General features: G+C 64.0%; 17 protein-coding genes. 6 read left to right on the forward strand and 11 right to left on the reverse strand.

Translation table 11 applies throughout. The features are described from left to right. Positions 1 to 37: 37 nt before the first annotated feature. The 9 genes from nirJ to BLP99_RS23645 all read right to left on the reverse strand — a co-directional run bounded on the left by nirJ (position 38) and on the right by BLP99_RS23645 (position 6,765). Positions 38 to 1,219: a heme d1 biosynthesis radical SAM protein NirJ gene (gene nirJ / locus BLP99_RS23605; RefSeq protein ID WP_076406922.1), complete on the reverse strand. Its 1,182-nt coding sequence runs from the start codon at positions 1,217 to 1,219 to the stop codon at positions 38 to 40. Between the two features lie 41 nt (positions 1,220 to 1,260). Then, positions 1,261 to 1,788 (reverse strand): siroheme decarboxylase subunit beta, encoded by a 528-nt coding sequence (ahbB, locus tag BLP99_RS23610; protein WP_072398803.1) that lies wholly within the window; start codon positions 1,786 to 1,788, stop codon positions 1,261 to 1,263. After that, positions 1,763 to 2,206: an Lrp/AsnC family transcriptional regulator gene (locus tag BLP99_RS23615; protein ID WP_072398802.1), complete on the reverse strand. Its 444-nt coding sequence runs from the start codon at positions 2,204 to 2,206 to the stop codon at positions 1,763 to 1,765. The genes ahbB (BLP99_RS23610) and BLP99_RS23615 overlap by 26 nt, the downstream gene beginning before the upstream one ends. Further along, positions 2,199 to 2,711, reverse strand: a complete 513-nt coding sequence (gene ahbB, locus BLP99_RS23620; RefSeq protein WP_072398801.1) for a siroheme decarboxylase subunit beta — start codon at positions 2,709 to 2,711, stop codon at positions 2,199 to 2,201. Before ahbB (BLP99_RS23620) ends, BLP99_RS23615 begins: the two co-directional genes overlap by 8 nt. After that, the gene (locus tag BLP99_RS23625) at positions 2,704 to 3,165 is read right to left on the reverse strand and encodes an Lrp/AsnC family transcriptional regulator (protein WP_072398800.1); all 462 of its coding nucleotides are present in this window, start codon (positions 3,163 to 3,165) and stop codon (positions 2,704 to 2,706) included. Before BLP99_RS23625 ends, ahbB (BLP99_RS23620) begins: the two co-directional genes overlap by 8 nt. A 2-nt stretch (positions 3,166 to 3,167) precedes the next feature. Then, entirely contained in the window at positions 3,168 to 4,346 is a 1,179-nt protein-coding gene (locus tag BLP99_RS23630; RefSeq protein WP_072398799.1) for a cytochrome D1 domain-containing protein, read from the reverse strand. Continuing rightward, positions 4,343 to 4,645, reverse strand: coding sequence for a c-type cytochrome (locus tag BLP99_RS23635; protein ID WP_256327891.1), 303 nt, complete (start codon positions 4,643 to 4,645; stop codon positions 4,343 to 4,345). The genes BLP99_RS23630 and BLP99_RS23635 overlap by 4 nt, the downstream gene beginning before the upstream one ends. Positions 4,646 to 4,752: 107 nt before the next feature. After that, on the reverse strand, positions 4,753 to 5,061 hold the full coding sequence (locus tag BLP99_RS23640) for a c-type cytochrome (protein WP_072398797.1): 309 nt from the start codon (positions 5,059 to 5,061) through the stop codon (positions 4,753 to 4,755). A 24-nt stretch (positions 5,062 to 5,085) separates the two neighbouring features. Next, on the reverse strand, positions 5,086 to 6,765 hold the full coding sequence (locus tag BLP99_RS23645) for a cytochrome D1 domain-containing protein (protein ID WP_072432088.1): 1,680 nt from the start codon (positions 6,763 to 6,765) through the stop codon (positions 5,086 to 5,088). 198 nt (positions 6,766 to 6,963) lie between these two features. Between BLP99_RS23645 and BLP99_RS23650 the strand changes: the two genes are divergently transcribed. The 6 genes from BLP99_RS23650 (at position 6,964) to BLP99_RS23675 (ending at position 12,666) form a co-directional block, all read left to right on the forward strand. Next, positions 6,964 to 7,767 (forward strand): CbbQ/NirQ/NorQ/GpvN family protein, encoded by an 804-nt coding sequence (locus tag BLP99_RS23650; protein WP_072398795.1) that lies wholly within the window; start codon positions 6,964 to 6,966, stop codon positions 7,765 to 7,767. After that, positions 7,751 to 8,335, forward strand: coding sequence for a cytochrome c oxidase subunit 3 family protein (locus BLP99_RS23655; protein ID WP_072398794.1), 585 nt, complete (start codon positions 7,751 to 7,753; stop codon positions 8,333 to 8,335). Before BLP99_RS23650 ends, BLP99_RS23655 begins: the two co-directional genes overlap by 17 nt. A 12-nt stretch (positions 8,336 to 8,347) precedes the next feature. Next, positions 8,348 to 8,602, forward strand: a complete 255-nt coding sequence (locus BLP99_RS23660) for a cytochrome C oxidase subunit IV family protein (RefSeq protein ID WP_072398822.1) — start codon at positions 8,348 to 8,350, stop codon at positions 8,600 to 8,602. Between the two features lie 174 nt (positions 8,603 to 8,776). Next, entirely contained in the window at positions 8,777 to 9,217 is a 441-nt protein-coding gene (locus tag BLP99_RS23665) for a c-type cytochrome (RefSeq protein ID WP_072398793.1), read from the forward strand. Positions 9,218 to 9,220: 3 nt separating this feature from the next. Then, on the forward strand, positions 9,221 to 10,648 hold the full coding sequence (locus BLP99_RS23670) for a cbb3-type cytochrome c oxidase subunit I (RefSeq protein ID WP_072398792.1): 1,428 nt from the start codon (positions 9,221 to 9,223) through the stop codon (positions 10,646 to 10,648). 179 nt (positions 10,649 to 10,827) lie between these two features. Then, positions 10,828 to 12,666 (forward strand): nitric oxide reductase activation protein NorD, encoded by a 1,839-nt coding sequence (locus BLP99_RS23675; protein WP_072398791.1) that lies wholly within the window; start codon positions 10,828 to 10,830, stop codon positions 12,664 to 12,666. 4 nt (positions 12,667 to 12,670) lie between these two features. Here BLP99_RS23675 and BLP99_RS23680 read toward each other — a convergent pair whose 3' ends face one another. After that, complete coding sequence (locus BLP99_RS23680) at positions 12,671 to 12,871, reverse strand: protein DnrP (protein ID WP_072398790.1); 201 nt, start codon at positions 12,869 to 12,871, stop codon at positions 12,671 to 12,673. Further along, positions 12,868 to 13,551: a Crp/Fnr family transcriptional regulator gene (locus BLP99_RS23685; protein WP_072398789.1), complete on the reverse strand. Its 684-nt coding sequence runs from the start codon at positions 13,549 to 13,551 to the stop codon at positions 12,868 to 12,870. Before BLP99_RS23685 ends, BLP99_RS23680 begins: the two co-directional genes overlap by 4 nt. Positions 13,552 to 14,122 lie beyond the last annotated feature (571 nt).

Here is a 14,122-nt window from a genome sequence, read left to right on the forward strand (position 1 = left end):
GGGATTTCCTTGGTTCGGTAGCAGATTCGCCATTGGCTCAGCGCGCGGGGGACAGGGAGACATTGGCAATCGCCTGCAGGCCGATTTCTTCGTCCAGCAGATGACACCCGGGGTCCTGGCCCCACAGGTCACCCTCGGCCCAGGCCCGGGTGCGCGTATTGCCGTTGCAGATGGCCAGCCAGCGGCAGTGGCCGCAGCGGCCGCCCACGGTCCGTGGGTGCTCGCGCAGTTTCAGCAGAAGGGGGTCGGGGCGCTCGTACCAGAGGGTGCGAAACGGCGTACGGCGCACGTTGCCCACCGAGTGCTGCCACCAGTAGGTATCGGGATGAACCTCGCCGGTATTGTCGATATTGGCGATGCCGCAGCCCGAGGCATTGCCGCCCCAGGCTCGCAGCATCTGCTCCAGTGCGTCGGCATGCCGGGGCAGGCGTCGGGCGACCCATTGCAGCAGCAGGATCGCATCGGCGTCGTTGTTGCCGCTGACGAAATCGCTGTCGCGGCCCTGTTCGATGTCGTCCCAGGCCTGTTCGAAGATCAATGCCATGGCCTCGCGGCTCATCTGTTGGTGGGCATCGAGCGTGCGGCTGCGCTTGCCCCGGCCGCTGTAGTTGAGGTGTGACAGGTAGAACTTCTGTACGTCGTATTCCCTCATCAAGCCCAGCAGTTGGGGAAGCTGTGGGTGGTTCTGCCGGGTGAGGGTGGTCCGCAGTCCCACTCGGATACCTTGCTCGCGGCAGAGCCGGATGGCCGCCATGGAGCGGGCGAAGCTGCCCTTGAGCTGGCGGAATTCATCGTGGGTCGCTTCCAGGCCATCGATGCTGATGCCGACGTAATCGAACTGCGCCGCGCCAATTCGCTCGATGTTGTCCGCAGTGATCAGGGTGCCGTTGGTGGACAGCGCGAGAAACAATCCCCGATCCCGGGCATGCCGGCTGAGCTGGAACAGGTCTTCGCGCAGCAGGGGTTCGCCACCGGAAAGAATCAGCACGCGGACCCCGGCGTCATGCAGGTCATCGATGACCTTGAGGGCCGCGGCGGTATCCAGCTCGTCGCGAAACACGCTGTCGGCGGAGGTGGCGTAGCAATGCTTGCAGGTCAGGTTGCAACGCCGCAGCAGGTTCCAGATCACCACCGGTGGCCGGACGCTGCCCGGTGGCGAGGTGCGCGGGGCAGGGCATTGCCCGGCCAGGGCCCGCAGATAATGGCTGATCCTCAACATAAAGCGCTCCTTCGTCGCGCAGGCACTCTTTCATACAACGCCTAGGGGGAAGGCAGGCGCAGGCCGGTTTTTTTCAGGATGCGGCTGCTCACCAGCATGTCGTCGGCGGCGCAGGCCTCGCCCAGCAGATACCGCAAATGTTCGCGGTAGCGGTCGATCTCTTCGCGGCTGCGGCCATGCACCATGGCGAACAGGTTGTAGCGCCAGCCGGGCTGGCGCGGACGGCGGTAGCAGTGGCTGACGAAGGGCTGCGCGCCCAACAGGGCACCGAGGCGCGGGACGTCGGCATCGGCCACGTCCCAGACCGTCATGCCGTTGTGGCGGTAGCCCAGGCGGTAGTGATTGGGAACGGCGGCGATGCGACGGATGGCGCCTTCGGCCTGCAGGCACTTGAGCAGGTCGAGGGTCGCTTCCACGCTCAGCCCCAGCTGTTCGGCCAGCCACCCCCAGGGGTCGTCCACCAGCGGCAGGCCGGCCTGGGTCAGTTCCACCAACCGCCGTACCGAAGTCGCTTGCGCCGCAGGCGGCGTGGACAGCAACGAATCACACGGGGAAATACAGGCCGACATGGTATGTCTCCTCCTTGGGCAGGTTCAGCGGTACCAGGCCTGTCAGGCGCTCGATGCGCAGCAGGGTGTCGGTGATCGCCTGTTCGCTGGAGCAGGCGAGTACGAACCACATGTTCCAGGCGTGCTCGCGACGGTAGTTGTGGGCCACCTCGGGCATGCCGTTGAGCAGCTCGGCGATGGTGTCGAAGCGCGGCTCGGGCACCGCCAGGGCGGCCAGGGTGAACGCCCCGCCCAGTCGATCGATGTCGAACATCGGGCCGAAACGGGTGAGCACGCCGTCATTGAGCAGCTCATGCAATCGGTCGAGCAGTTCGGTACTGCTGCTACCCAGTTCATGGGCCAATGCCTGCCAGGGCTGACGTACCAGCGGCAGGCCCAGTTGCAGGCGGTTGATCAGGCGTCGATCCAGGTCATCCATCGAGACGCGCTCCGGCAGGAGGGGCGTATCGCCCGCCGCACTGCTTGAACAGATGGGAGCTGAACAGCAATTCATGGGGCAGGTCGTCCAGCAGGTGCTGTTCGAGCAGGGCCTTGACCTGTGCCTGTACGCGGTCACGCTGGCGTCCATGGATCATGCAGAACAGGTTGTATTGCCACTGGGGCAGGCGTCGCGGACGCTGGTAGCAGAGGCTGATTCCCGGGGCCTGGCCAAGGCGGCGACCCACTTCGTCCACCAGGGCATCCGGTACGTCCAGTACCAGCATGGCGTTGGCGGCGAAGCCCAGGGCACGATGGTTGACCACCAGGCCGACCCGCCGGAACAACCCCTCTTGATGCCATTGCCGCATCTGTTCGAGGACCTGTTCTTCGCGGGCTTCGATCTGCCCGGCCAGCGCCTGGAAAGGGCGCGGGGTCAGGGGCAGTCCCGTTTCCAGGAGACGGCGCAGGGCCAGGGATTGTCGTTCGCTCAACGCGTTATTCATCAGCAGCCTCCAGGGCGAAGCCCAGGTCGATGCGGTAGGCGGTCAGCATGGGCAGGTCCAACGGCGTGAGGCCGGTGTCCCTTTCCAGCTCCAGGAGAATGTTGTCCAGGTGGGCGCGGTCGGGGCCGGTGAGCACGAACCACAGGTTGTAGCGGTGTTCCCGGGCGTAGTTGTGATTGACCTCCGGGTAATGGCTGACGCGGGCCGCCACCTGATGCAGGCGGTCCACGGGCACCGCCAGGGCTGCCAGGGTGCTGGCGCCGGCCCGGGTGTGCTCGAACACCGGGCCGATCCTCGACAGGGTGCCGGCCAGTTGCAGGTGTTGCAGGCAGTCGAGCACCTGGGCTTGCGTACAACCCAAGGCCTCGGCCATGGCCTGGTAAGGCTGCGGGCACAACGGCATGCCATGCTGAAAACGGTCGATCAGGCGACGGGAGAGCGAGGCGGTGTTCATGCTCAGTACCCCGGCTTGTGGGCGCGGCTGCTGAAGAAAATCCCGCTGGGGCTCTGGGCGGGCAGGGTGGCCAGTCGCTCGAGCCGGTACGGATCCCACACCTGCACCTCGCCGCCGTCCCGGACAGACAACCACATCTGGTCGCCCCTCGCGGTGAATTCCATGTGCAGCACCGCAGGTCCCGGCTTCAGGTCGGCGACGATGGCGTGGGTCTGGGTGTCGATGACCTGGACGCGGTCGTTATCCGGGTAGGCGAAGTTGACCCACAGCTGCCGGCCATCCGGGCGTGCCGTGACAAACACCGGCTGGCCGGCCACGGCGATGGCATCGACCGGCTGCCAGCGCCGAGCGTCCATCACCAGCACCTGGTGATGACCGACGGCGGGCACGAAGGCGTGTCGGTCGGCCATGGCCCAACCTTCCAGATGAGGCATCTTGTACACCGGGAGCCTGGCCTGGCCGCGCCCGTAGTGTCCGAGTACACGTTTCACGCCGCGTTCGGGGTGCCACAGGTCGAGTTGGGCCATGCCGTCCTCGCCGAACAGTCCGGCCATGTAATAGCGACCGTCCGGGGTGATCAGCGCGTCATAGGGTTGCTGGCCGATGCCTGTGAAACGTTCGATTCGTGGCGTTGGGCCCTGGCTGAAATCGGCGCTCCAGATTTCCCCGGTGTCGAACAGGCTGAAGACGAAGCGTTGCCCCGGTGCATCCACCAGGCCCACCACCCGGGAGCGCTTCTGCCTGTCAGGCAGCGGTGTGGCGGGAATGTCGGCGACCTGCTCCAGGGTCCGGGCATCGAACACCTTGACGCCCCCGGGCTCGTAGTTGGAGACGGCGATCAGCTTGCCGTCCTGGCTGATCGCCCCGCCGATGCTGTTACCGCCCTGGATGATGCGGCGATCGATACGTGCGCTGAGCAGGTCGACCTTGCTCAAGCCGCCATCGCGGCCGAACACGTAGGCATAACGCTGGTCCCGGGAAAACACCACCGAGGCATGTGACAGATCGCCCAGCCCTTCGACACGAGCGAGGGCGGTATGGGTGTCGCTCTCGATGATCTGCAGGCTGCCGGTGGCGCGCTCCACCACCACCCCCAGGTCACCTGTGCCGCGCAGCGGCGTCTGGGCGCAAGCCGACAGCAGCATGGCGATGGCCGTGAAGGACAGGAGAGAACGGATCATGAGGCGGGTTTTCCTTGAAGGAGCCGGTCCACCAGCCAGCGGATATCGTCGGGAGCGAGCAGTGCCGCCCAACCGGGCATGGCGCTGCCGGGGCGGCCGAAGGTGACGGTGGCGATGAGGCTGTCGCGGGATTTACCGGCCAGGGCTTCATGGGTCAGGGGAGGGCCGAGGCCGCCGGTCAGGTACAGGCCGTGGCAGGCGCCACAGTCCTGGTCCAGCAGGCGTTGCAATTGAGCCTGGCGCTGGTGGTCGGGAGCGGCCAGCACGCAGGAAGAGAAAGCGAAGAGGAGGGTGGTCATCGAGATTGCAGTGCTGTGTCGTTCCATGACGCCTCCTGAATTGAAATCGTGCGCGCTCCTGTGACGAGGGGATAAATCCCTCGCCACAGGGATGGACTCCTTGAGCGTTATTTAAGAGTCAAGACCCACGCCGCGAGGATCTTGGCTTCCTCTTCGGTCACGGGGTTGGCCGGCATTGGCATCGGGCCCCAGTTTCCCTGGGTCCCTTCCTTGATGTGCTTGGCCAGTACCTCCTGTGCCCCGGCGACGCCGGCATTCTTCGCCGCCACCTCCTTGAGCGCCGGGCCCACCACCTTGGTGTCGATGGAGTGGCAGGCGGCGCAGGGCTTGCTCTTGAACAGCGTCGGGCCGTCTTGCGCCGACGCCGGCAGGCTGTAGGCGGCAGTCAAGGCCAACGCAATCAGAATAGGCTTCATGGTTTTTCCTCTTATTGATGGGGCTCAATAGATGTCGTGTTGGGTGTTGTAGACGTTGAATTTTCCGGTCGGGGTGATCAGGCGCTTGTCCTTGATCACGTTCTTGACCTTGAGGGTCTTGTCGTCGATCACCACCAGCGCCGACTCGTCTTCCTGACCACTCCAGACCGAGAACCAGACCTCATCGCCGGCCTTGTTGTATTCCGGTTGCACCACTCGCAGCGCGCCTTTCCTGATTCCGGCGTATTCGGCGATCGGCAGCACCTTGTAGCCGGCGTCGAGCTTGTCGATGTCGAACACCGCCACCGACTGGCTGAGCTTGGCGTCGGGGCTCAGGGTGGTGTCGACGTACAGGTGACGGGACTGGGGATGGGTCTTGATGAACAACGAACCGCCGCCCTGGCCCTGGAGCGAGCCGACCTGCTTCCAGGCATATTGCGGATGCTTGAGCGGGTCGGTGCCGATCAGCGAGACCCCGGCGTCGCCCAGGTGGCTGGTGGCCCAGACGGGGCCGTAGAGCGGGTGGTCGAAGTTGGCGCCACGACCCGGGTGCGGGGTCTTGCCCACGTCCACCAGGGCGGTGAGCTTGCGCTCCTTGGAATCGATCACCGCGACCTTGTTGGAGTTGTTGGCGGCCGTCATGAAGTAGCGGTGGCTGCTGTCCCAACCGCCGTCATGGAGGAATGGCGCGGCGTCGATGCTGGTGATGGTGAGGTTCTTGATGTCCTGGTAGTTGACCAGCATCACCTTGCCGGTTTCCTTGACATTGACGATGAACTCCGGCCATTCGTGAGACGCGATGATGGCCGCGACCCGGGGCTCGGGATGGTATTGCTGGGTATCGACCGTCATGCCCCGGGTCGAGACGATCTGCCTGGGCTCCAGGGTCTCGCCGTCCATGATGGTGAACTGCGGCGGCCAGTACGAACCGGCTATGGCGTACTTGTCTTCATAGCCCTTGAACTTGGAGGTTTCCACCGAGCGGGCCTCGATGCCCACCTTGATTTCGGCGACCTTGGTCGGCTCCTTCGGCCACAGGTCGATCATGTCGATCTTGGCGTCCCGGCCGATCACCAGCAGGTAGCGTCCCGAAGCGGAGATGCGAGAAATGTGCACCGCATAGCCGGTGTCGATCAGCTTGACGATCTGCTTGCTGTCCCCGTCGATCAGGGCGATCTTGCCATCGTCGCGCAGGGTCACCGAGAACAGGTTCTGCAGGTTCAGGGAGTTGAGTTGCCGGGTGGGCCGATCCTCAGGCTTGACCAGCACTTTCCAGGTCTTGAGCGTCTCGGCCATGCCCCATTCAGGGGGTGTCGGCGGGGTGTGCTGGATAAACTTGGCCATGACCGTGATCTGGTCCTTGGTCAGGGCGTTGGAGGTGCCCCAGTTCGGCATGCCGGCGGCCGAGCCGTAGGTGATCAGCGCTTCCAGATAGGCCTGGCCGCGCGACTGGGTGATGTCCGGTGTCAGCGGCTTGCCGGTGGCGCCTTTGCGCAGGACACCGTGGCAGCCGGCGCAGCGCTGGAAATAGATTTCCTTGGCCGCGTCGAAGTCGGCCTGGCTCAGGTCCGGTGCGCCTTCGGTCTTGACCAGGCGAGGCTGGTCGGGGGCGGCGGATTGGTCGGCGAAGGCGTGGGACGCCACCAGCGCGGTACACAGCGCCGTGACCCTCAGGACCCACGATTTTTTGTGGCTGATCAGCATTCCATTTCTCCTCAGGCATGACCCGCGCTGCGCTGTAATGGATGTTCGGCGCGCAGGTTCCGGGTGCGATGCAAGGCTATTCCCTGGCCTGTGATTACTCGCTTGACGTCGATCAAGTTTGCCCGCCGAGCTCCTTGCCAGGTTGTCGCAGGGGCCCGTAGCGTGGCCGGTAATCGTATTGTTCCAGCAGGCCTTGCCATGAACCCGAGCCACACGCTCCACCAACCGGACGAGCCTTTCTATCAACCCCAGGACAACGAACCTGCGCTGTTCGAGCAGGCCTGGCGCCATGGCATGCCGGTGCTGATCAAGGGGCCCACGGGTTGCGGCAAGACCCGTTTTGTCCAGCACATGGCCCACCGCCTCAAACTGCCGCTGTACACGGTGGCGTGCCACGACGACCTGAGTGCCGCCGACCTGGTGGGCCGCCACCTGATCGGCGCCCAGGGCACCTGGTGGCAGGACGGACCATTGACCCGCGCGGTGCGCGAGGGCGGCATCTGCTACCTGGACGAAGTGGTGGAGGCGCGCCAGGACACGGCGGTCGTTTTGCATCCGCTGGCCGACGATCGCCGCCAGCTGTATCTGGAGCGCACCGGCGAGGTGCTCCAGGCGCCGCCGTCGTTCATGCTGGTGGTGTCTTACAACCCGGGTTACCAGAACCTGCTCAAGGGCATGAAACCCAGCACGCGCCAGCGTTTCGTGGCGATGCGCTTCGGTTATCCTGCGGTGCCGGACGAGGAGCGCATCGTGGCTCGCGAGGCCGCGGTGGACCCGGCCCTGGCGGCCCAGGTGGTGCGGTTGGGACAGGCGTTGCGCCGGCTCGACCAGCATGACCTGGAAGAAGTGGCATCGACCCGCCTGTTGATATTCGCGGCGCGGATGATCGGCGCCGGGATGGAGCCGCGCCAGGCCTGCCTGGCGTGCCTGGCCGAGCCGTTGAGCGACGATCCGCAGACCGTCGCGGCGTTGATGGAAGTGGTCGATGTCCACTTCGGTTGAGCCCGTGGCGGTGGCCCGGCGTTTGCCGGGTGACCTGGCGATGTGGTTTTTCATCCTCGCCGAATTGTCGGTGTTCGCACTGCTGATCCTGGCCTTCACCGTCGCCCAGGCGTTGCATCCGCAAATGTTCAGCGAAGGCCGGCAACTGCTGGATCGCTCCACCGGCCTGGCCATGACCCTCAGCCTGCTCACCGCCGGACTGTTCGCCGCACTGGCCCAGGAACAGGTTCGGCAGGATCGGCCACGGCGGGGCGCGGTGTCGCTGTGGCTGGCGTTGCTGTTCGCGTCGGGCTACGTGGGGATCAAACTCACCGAATATGCCCATCTTTCGGCTAGCGGCCTGGGCCTGGAGCGCAACACGTTTTTCACGTTGTACTGGATCCTCACGGCGTTCCATTTCCTGCATGTGCTGCTGGGCATGGTGATCCTCGGCTGGCTGGCCGAGCGCTGCCGGCGGCGTCGCCATGATTCGCAGCGTTGCAGCGGGTTGGAGTCCGGTGTGCTGTATTGGCACATGGTGGACCTGGTTTGGGTGGTGCTGTTTCCGGTTGTCTACGTGCTCGATTGAGCGGAGGTGCTCGTGCCGGCTTCCCGTGTCCTGATCGCCTGCTGGTCGATGCTGGTCGTGCTGAGCATCGGTACTGTCGCCCTGGGCCAGGTCGCCGCCACCGGGCTGGTGTCCATCGCCATCCTGGCGGTCGCGGTGGGCAAGGCCTGGTTGATCGCCGACGGCTTCATGGAACTGCGCCATGCGCCGCGGTTGTGGCGTTGGTTGGTGCTGAGCTGGGCGGTGCTGTTGGCGAGTGTAATAGGGATCGTCATCACACCCGCCTGAACCTGTGAACACAGAATCCCTCGCCACAAAACAACCCCTGCCATAAAAGCTCACCTGCCTTTTGGGCGGTGGCGGAACAACCCACCAAAACCATCGGAGATTCTTGATTGCCATCAAGCGGTTTCAGAGCCCTCGCTTCCTAGAATGAACACGCCAAGCAATGAGGAAGTGACCATGTCAGATACCTTCACCAAAGGCATGGCCAGGAATATTTATTTCGGGGGGAGCATCTTCTTCTTCCTGATATTCCTGGCCCTGACCTACCACACCGAACAGACCTTTCCAGACCGTAGCAACCAGGCCCAACTGAGCGAGTCGGTGATTCGCGGCAAGGGCGTCTGGGAGCGCAACAACTGCATCGGTTGCCACACGCTGCTGGGCGAGGGCGCTTATTTCGCGCCGGAGCTGGGCAATGTGATCAACCGGCGCGGTGGCGAGGAAGCCTTCAAGCCGTTCCTCCAGGCCTGGATGAAAATGCAGCCCTTGGGAGCCCCTGGGCGCCGGGCCATGCCGCAGTTCAACCTGAGCGAGCAGGAAGTCGACGACCTCGGCGAATTCCTCAAGTGGAGCTCGAAAATCAACACCAATGGCTGGCCGCCAAACAAGGAGGGCTGAGAGATGAGCATGGCTAATCCGCATCTGAAATTCGCCTCGCAAGCCGTCGCCAAACCCTACTTCGTGTTTGCCCTGATGCTGTTCCTGGGACAGGTGCTGTTCGGTTTGATCATGGGCCTGCAATACGTGGTCGGCGACTTCCTGTTCCCGCTGATCCCCTTCAACGTGGCCCGCATGGTCCACACCAACCTGCTGATCGTGTGGCTGCTGTTCGGCTTCATGGGCGCGGCTTACTACCTGGTGCCGGAGGAGGCCGATCGCGAGTTGCACAGCCCGAAACTGGCGCTGCTGTTGTTCTGGGTGTTCGCCGCCGCGGGCGTGATGACCATCCTGGGTTACCTCTCGGTACCCTACGCGACACTGGCGAAAGTCACCGGCAACGACCTGCTGCCCACCATGGGGCGGGAGTTCCTGGAGCAGCCGACCATCACCAAGATGGGTATCGTGGTGGTGTGCCTGGGCTTTCTCTACAACATCGGCATGACACTGCTCAAGGGCCGCAAGACCACGGTCAGCATGGTGATGATGACAGGCCTGATCGGCCTGGCGGTGTTCTTCCTGTTCTCCTTCTACAACCCGGAAAACCTGGCCCGCGACAAGTATTACTGGTGGTGGGTGGTGCATCTTTGGGTGGAAGGCGTGTGGGAGCTGATCATGGGCTCGATGCTGGCCTTCGTGCTGATCAAGGTCACCGGCGTGGACCGGGAGGTGGTGGAGAAATGGCTCTATGTGATCATCGCCATGGCGCTGATCACCGGGATCATCGGCACCGGCCACCACTTCTTCTGGATCGGCGCGCCCGAGGTCTGGCTGTGGGTCGGCTCGATCTTCTCGGCCATGGAGCCGCTGCCGTTCCTGGCAATGGTGGTCTTCGCCTTCAGCATGGTGAAGAACCGTCGGCGGCAACACCCGAACCGTGCGGCGACGCTGTGGGCCAAGGGCACCACGGTCACTGCCTTCTTCGGGGCGGGCGTCTGGGGTTTCCTGCACACCCTGGCACCGGTGAACTACTACACCCACGGCTCGCAACTGACCGCGGCCCATGGTCACCTGGCGTTCTACGGTGCCTACGCGATGATCGTCATGACACTGATCAGCTATGCCATGCCGCGCCTGCGCGGACTGGGCGAAGCGGCGGACGAGCGTTCCCAGCGACTGGAGGTCTGGGGCTTCTGGCTGATGACCCTGTCGATGGTAATGATCACCTTGTTCCTCACCGCTGCCGGTGTCGTCCAGGTATGGCTGCAGCGCTGGGCGGTGGATGGCAGTGCCTTGCCGTTCATGGCCACCATGGATCAGCTCAAGCCGCTGTTCTGGGCGCGCCTGGTCAGTGGGGTCGGGTTCCTGCTCGGGTTGCTCTGCTACCTGTTCAGCTTCCGTCAACGGGGGCGTGCGGCGCTGCGTGCACCGGCGGCGGTGGTGCCTTCGTGAGTCACCACAGTGGTTAGTCCGGACCCATTTGTGGCAAGGGGATTCATCCCCGCTGGGCTGCGAAGCAGCTCCAAAAGGTCTGCTACTGCGGTGTATCAGACCGTATGCAGGGGCCGATTCACGCCCCAGCGGGATGAATCCCCTCGCCACAATGGGTTCGGCTTAAGAGGAGAATAACCATGGCATTCACCCTGGAGCTGGAAGAATGGGTCGGCAGTGTCTGGCACCGTTTCATCACCCGTCGCGCCAGTGTGGATTTTCCCGAAGCACGGGTGGAATTGAATGCGCGACTACGCGCCCTTCAAGTGCTGTTTCACGCCACGGGCGGTTCTCGCCAGTTGGGTGTGGAGGCGGTCAGCGACCGTGATCTGCTGCTACGTCGCAACCTGTTGCAGCAGATCGCCGGCACCTGCAAGCGAGTACCCCTGGCTTGCTGCGACGGCAATAACCTGCGTCTGCCGGCGAGCCTGGCGGCGTTTCCCGATGTCGGCCTGAACGAAGAGCTGTATCGCTGGCTCGCGTTGCTGGCCGCGCAGTCGGGGCCGATGAGGCACTGGGGGCGGGACAACCAGCGCTGGACCCAGGCGGTATTGCAGCGCTACCCGGTGCTGCGTCCTCGCTACCGGCGGTTGGTGGAAACGCACTTGGCGCTGCGCCCCGATCCGGCCACACTCGACCCGGCTGAAGCGGCCCTGGAGCGCGCGTTGTGCCAGGCCCTGCGCGAGCCCGGCAGTGTCGAGCATTTCCCGCGCAGCGAACGGGCAGCCTGGCCGCTTCCGCTCTGGTTATATCCGCCCCGGCATCTGGCCAATCCCCAAGGCGCCGATCTCGAAGAGTCCGATCAGTACCTGGCGACACCGCCGGGTGAACAGCAGGGTGGACGCAAGCGCGCCGAACGCATCGACGAAACCAGTCGTGACGGCGGCCTGCTCATCGTGCGCCTGGAAAACCTGTTCAGTTGGACCGAGCACGTGGACCTGGATCGCTGGTCGGACGACAGCGAGGATCCGCACGCCGCCCGGGTGGCCGAAGACCTCGATCAACTGACCCTGTCGCGCACGCGGTTGCGCAAGGGCGGTGGCTTGAAACTGCATCTGGACCTGCCGCCAGCCGACGCGGATGACATGCCGCTGGGCGAAGGCATCCTGTTGCCGGAATGGGACTACCGCAAACAGCGCCTCCAGGATGATTTCGTCAGCTTGCAGACGTTTGCTCCTCGCGACTGCGAACCCCAACCGTTGCCAGCACGTCTGCGTTCCCCGGCCCAGCGGTTGCGCCGCCAGTTCGAGCATCTGCGCAACGACCGGCAGTGGTTGCGCCAGCAAACCCAGGGTTCGGAACTGGATCTGCAGGCCTGGCTGGATTTTCACGTCGAGCGCCGGCAAGGACCGTGCAGCGAGCGTGGCCTGTTCATGGAGCAACGCCAGACCCGCCGCGACCTGGCCTGCCTGCTGCTGGCCGACCTGTCGATGTCCACCGATGCCCATCTCAACGATGAGCACCGGGTGATCGATGTGATCCGCGACAGCCTGCTGCTGTTCGCCGAAACGCTGTCGGTGCTGGGGGACGACTTTGCCTTGTACGGCTTTTCATCCCTGCGTCGCCAGCAGGTGCGGATGTATGAGCTCAAGACATTCCACCAGCACTACGATGACCAGGCCCGCGGCCGTATCCAGGGCCTCAAGCCCGGTTATTACACGCGCATGGGCGCCGCTATCCGGCAGGCCACGCAACGCCTGGCAGGCTGCAAGCGGCGTCGCAGGCTGTTGCTGCTGCTCAGTGACGGCAAGCCCAATGACCTGGACCTGTATGAGGGCCGCTACGGTGTGGAGGATACTCGCCAGGCCGTGCTGGAAGCCCGCCGCCAGGGGGTGACGCCGTTCTGCATCACCATCGATCGCGAGGCGGGGGATTATCTGCCGTACATGTTCGGGGCCAACGGCTACACCTTGATTCGCCAGCCCGAGCAACTGCCGCTACGCCTTCCGCAGCTGTACCGGCAATTGACCCAGGATTGAGGTGTCAGGCGATGTCGCGAGGCAACCAGAAGAACATCGCCACGCACAATACCGCCAGCCCTACGCAGAACCAGGTGAAACGGCGCACCCGCCGTGCCCCAGCCAGTGCCGCCTCGGCCGGCAGGGGCATGCCGCACTGGCGGCATTGGGTTTCACTGGCAGGGTTGGCCTGTTGGCAATACAGGCAGATGGGGCGTGGGCTCATTCGAATTGCTCCAGGCGCAGGCGATCGAGGATTGCGATCTGGCGACCGTCCTGGGTGATGATCTTTTCATCGATCAAGCGCCGGATGATTCGCGAAAACGTTTCCGGCTGGATGGACAGGTGGCCGGCGATCAACTGCTTGGCCATCGGCAACTCGAACTGGCTGTCCACGGTTTGCAGGCGTACCAGCTGCGTCAGCAGGTAGCGAACCACGCGGTGGGTGGCGTTCTTCAGCGACAGGGTCTCGATTTCGTTGACCCGTTGATGCAGGCGCACGCACAGCTTGCCGAGCAGGGCGAAGGTCAGCCGGCTGTTGCTTTGCAGCAGGCGCATATAGGTGGCATTGGACAGGCGATACAGCTGGGTCGGGCCGACCGCATCGGCGGAGGCGACATAGTTGGGGGTGTCCATCAGCATCATGGCCTCGGCGAAGGTCTGGCGTTCGCCGATGACCTCGAAGACTTTCTCCTGGCCGTCGGGGGTGAGCCGGTAGATCTTCACCGCCCCGGCAATCACGAAGTAGAACGCCTGCGCCGGTTCGCCCTGGCGGAACAGCGGATCACCCTTGTCGATGTTCAGCAGTTGACTGGTACTCATCAATTCGTCGAGCTGTTCTTCGTTCAGGGGCTCGAACAGATGATGGCTGCGCAAGATCTGGTGATGGACACGGTGGAGCACCATGGCGTGGATCCTTGTGATGGAAAATGAAGGTTCGGGTCAGAGCAGGCTCAGGGACAGACCGCTGGCCAGGGCCACGATGCAGGACAGCACGACGAACCAGGCAAGCGGCAAAGCGACATGTTTCATGGGGCACCCCAGGGCAGAAGACTATGCCGTCCCTGAGCAAGAGGCGGGCCAGGGGGCCGAGCGTGGTTCCCTGGGGCTTTGTCGTCGATGAGGGTAAAAATTACCCTGATGCATCAGGGTAAAAACAACCCTGAACGGGTAATAACTACCTTTCCTGCTACAGTTTTTTCGGACGATGGACAGGCTTTCCATCGCCGCGTGGCTGTCGGTTCCGTGTCCGACACGCCTCGCAGCCCCGGCCAGCCCCGCTCCCGCAGGGTTGCGCCGGGTCCGCCTGGGCAGGGCCTGGGGAGCGTGGTCGTGTCCGGCAAGCCCCTTGCAAGTGAGGGTCGAAGGCGCAGCGTCGCCGACGGGCTGGCTTGATCTGAGACAAGGCCGGTCTGCGGCGATAGCCGATCATTCGAACCCTGATTTGTCGTACCTCCCTGGCGAGCCAGATGAGGCA

The organism is Pseudomonas sp. NFACC32-1, from assembly GCF_900101215.1.
In the GTDB taxonomy this organism is placed as follows: domain Bacteria; phylum Pseudomonadota; class Gammaproteobacteria; order Pseudomonadales; family Pseudomonadaceae; genus Aquipseudomonas.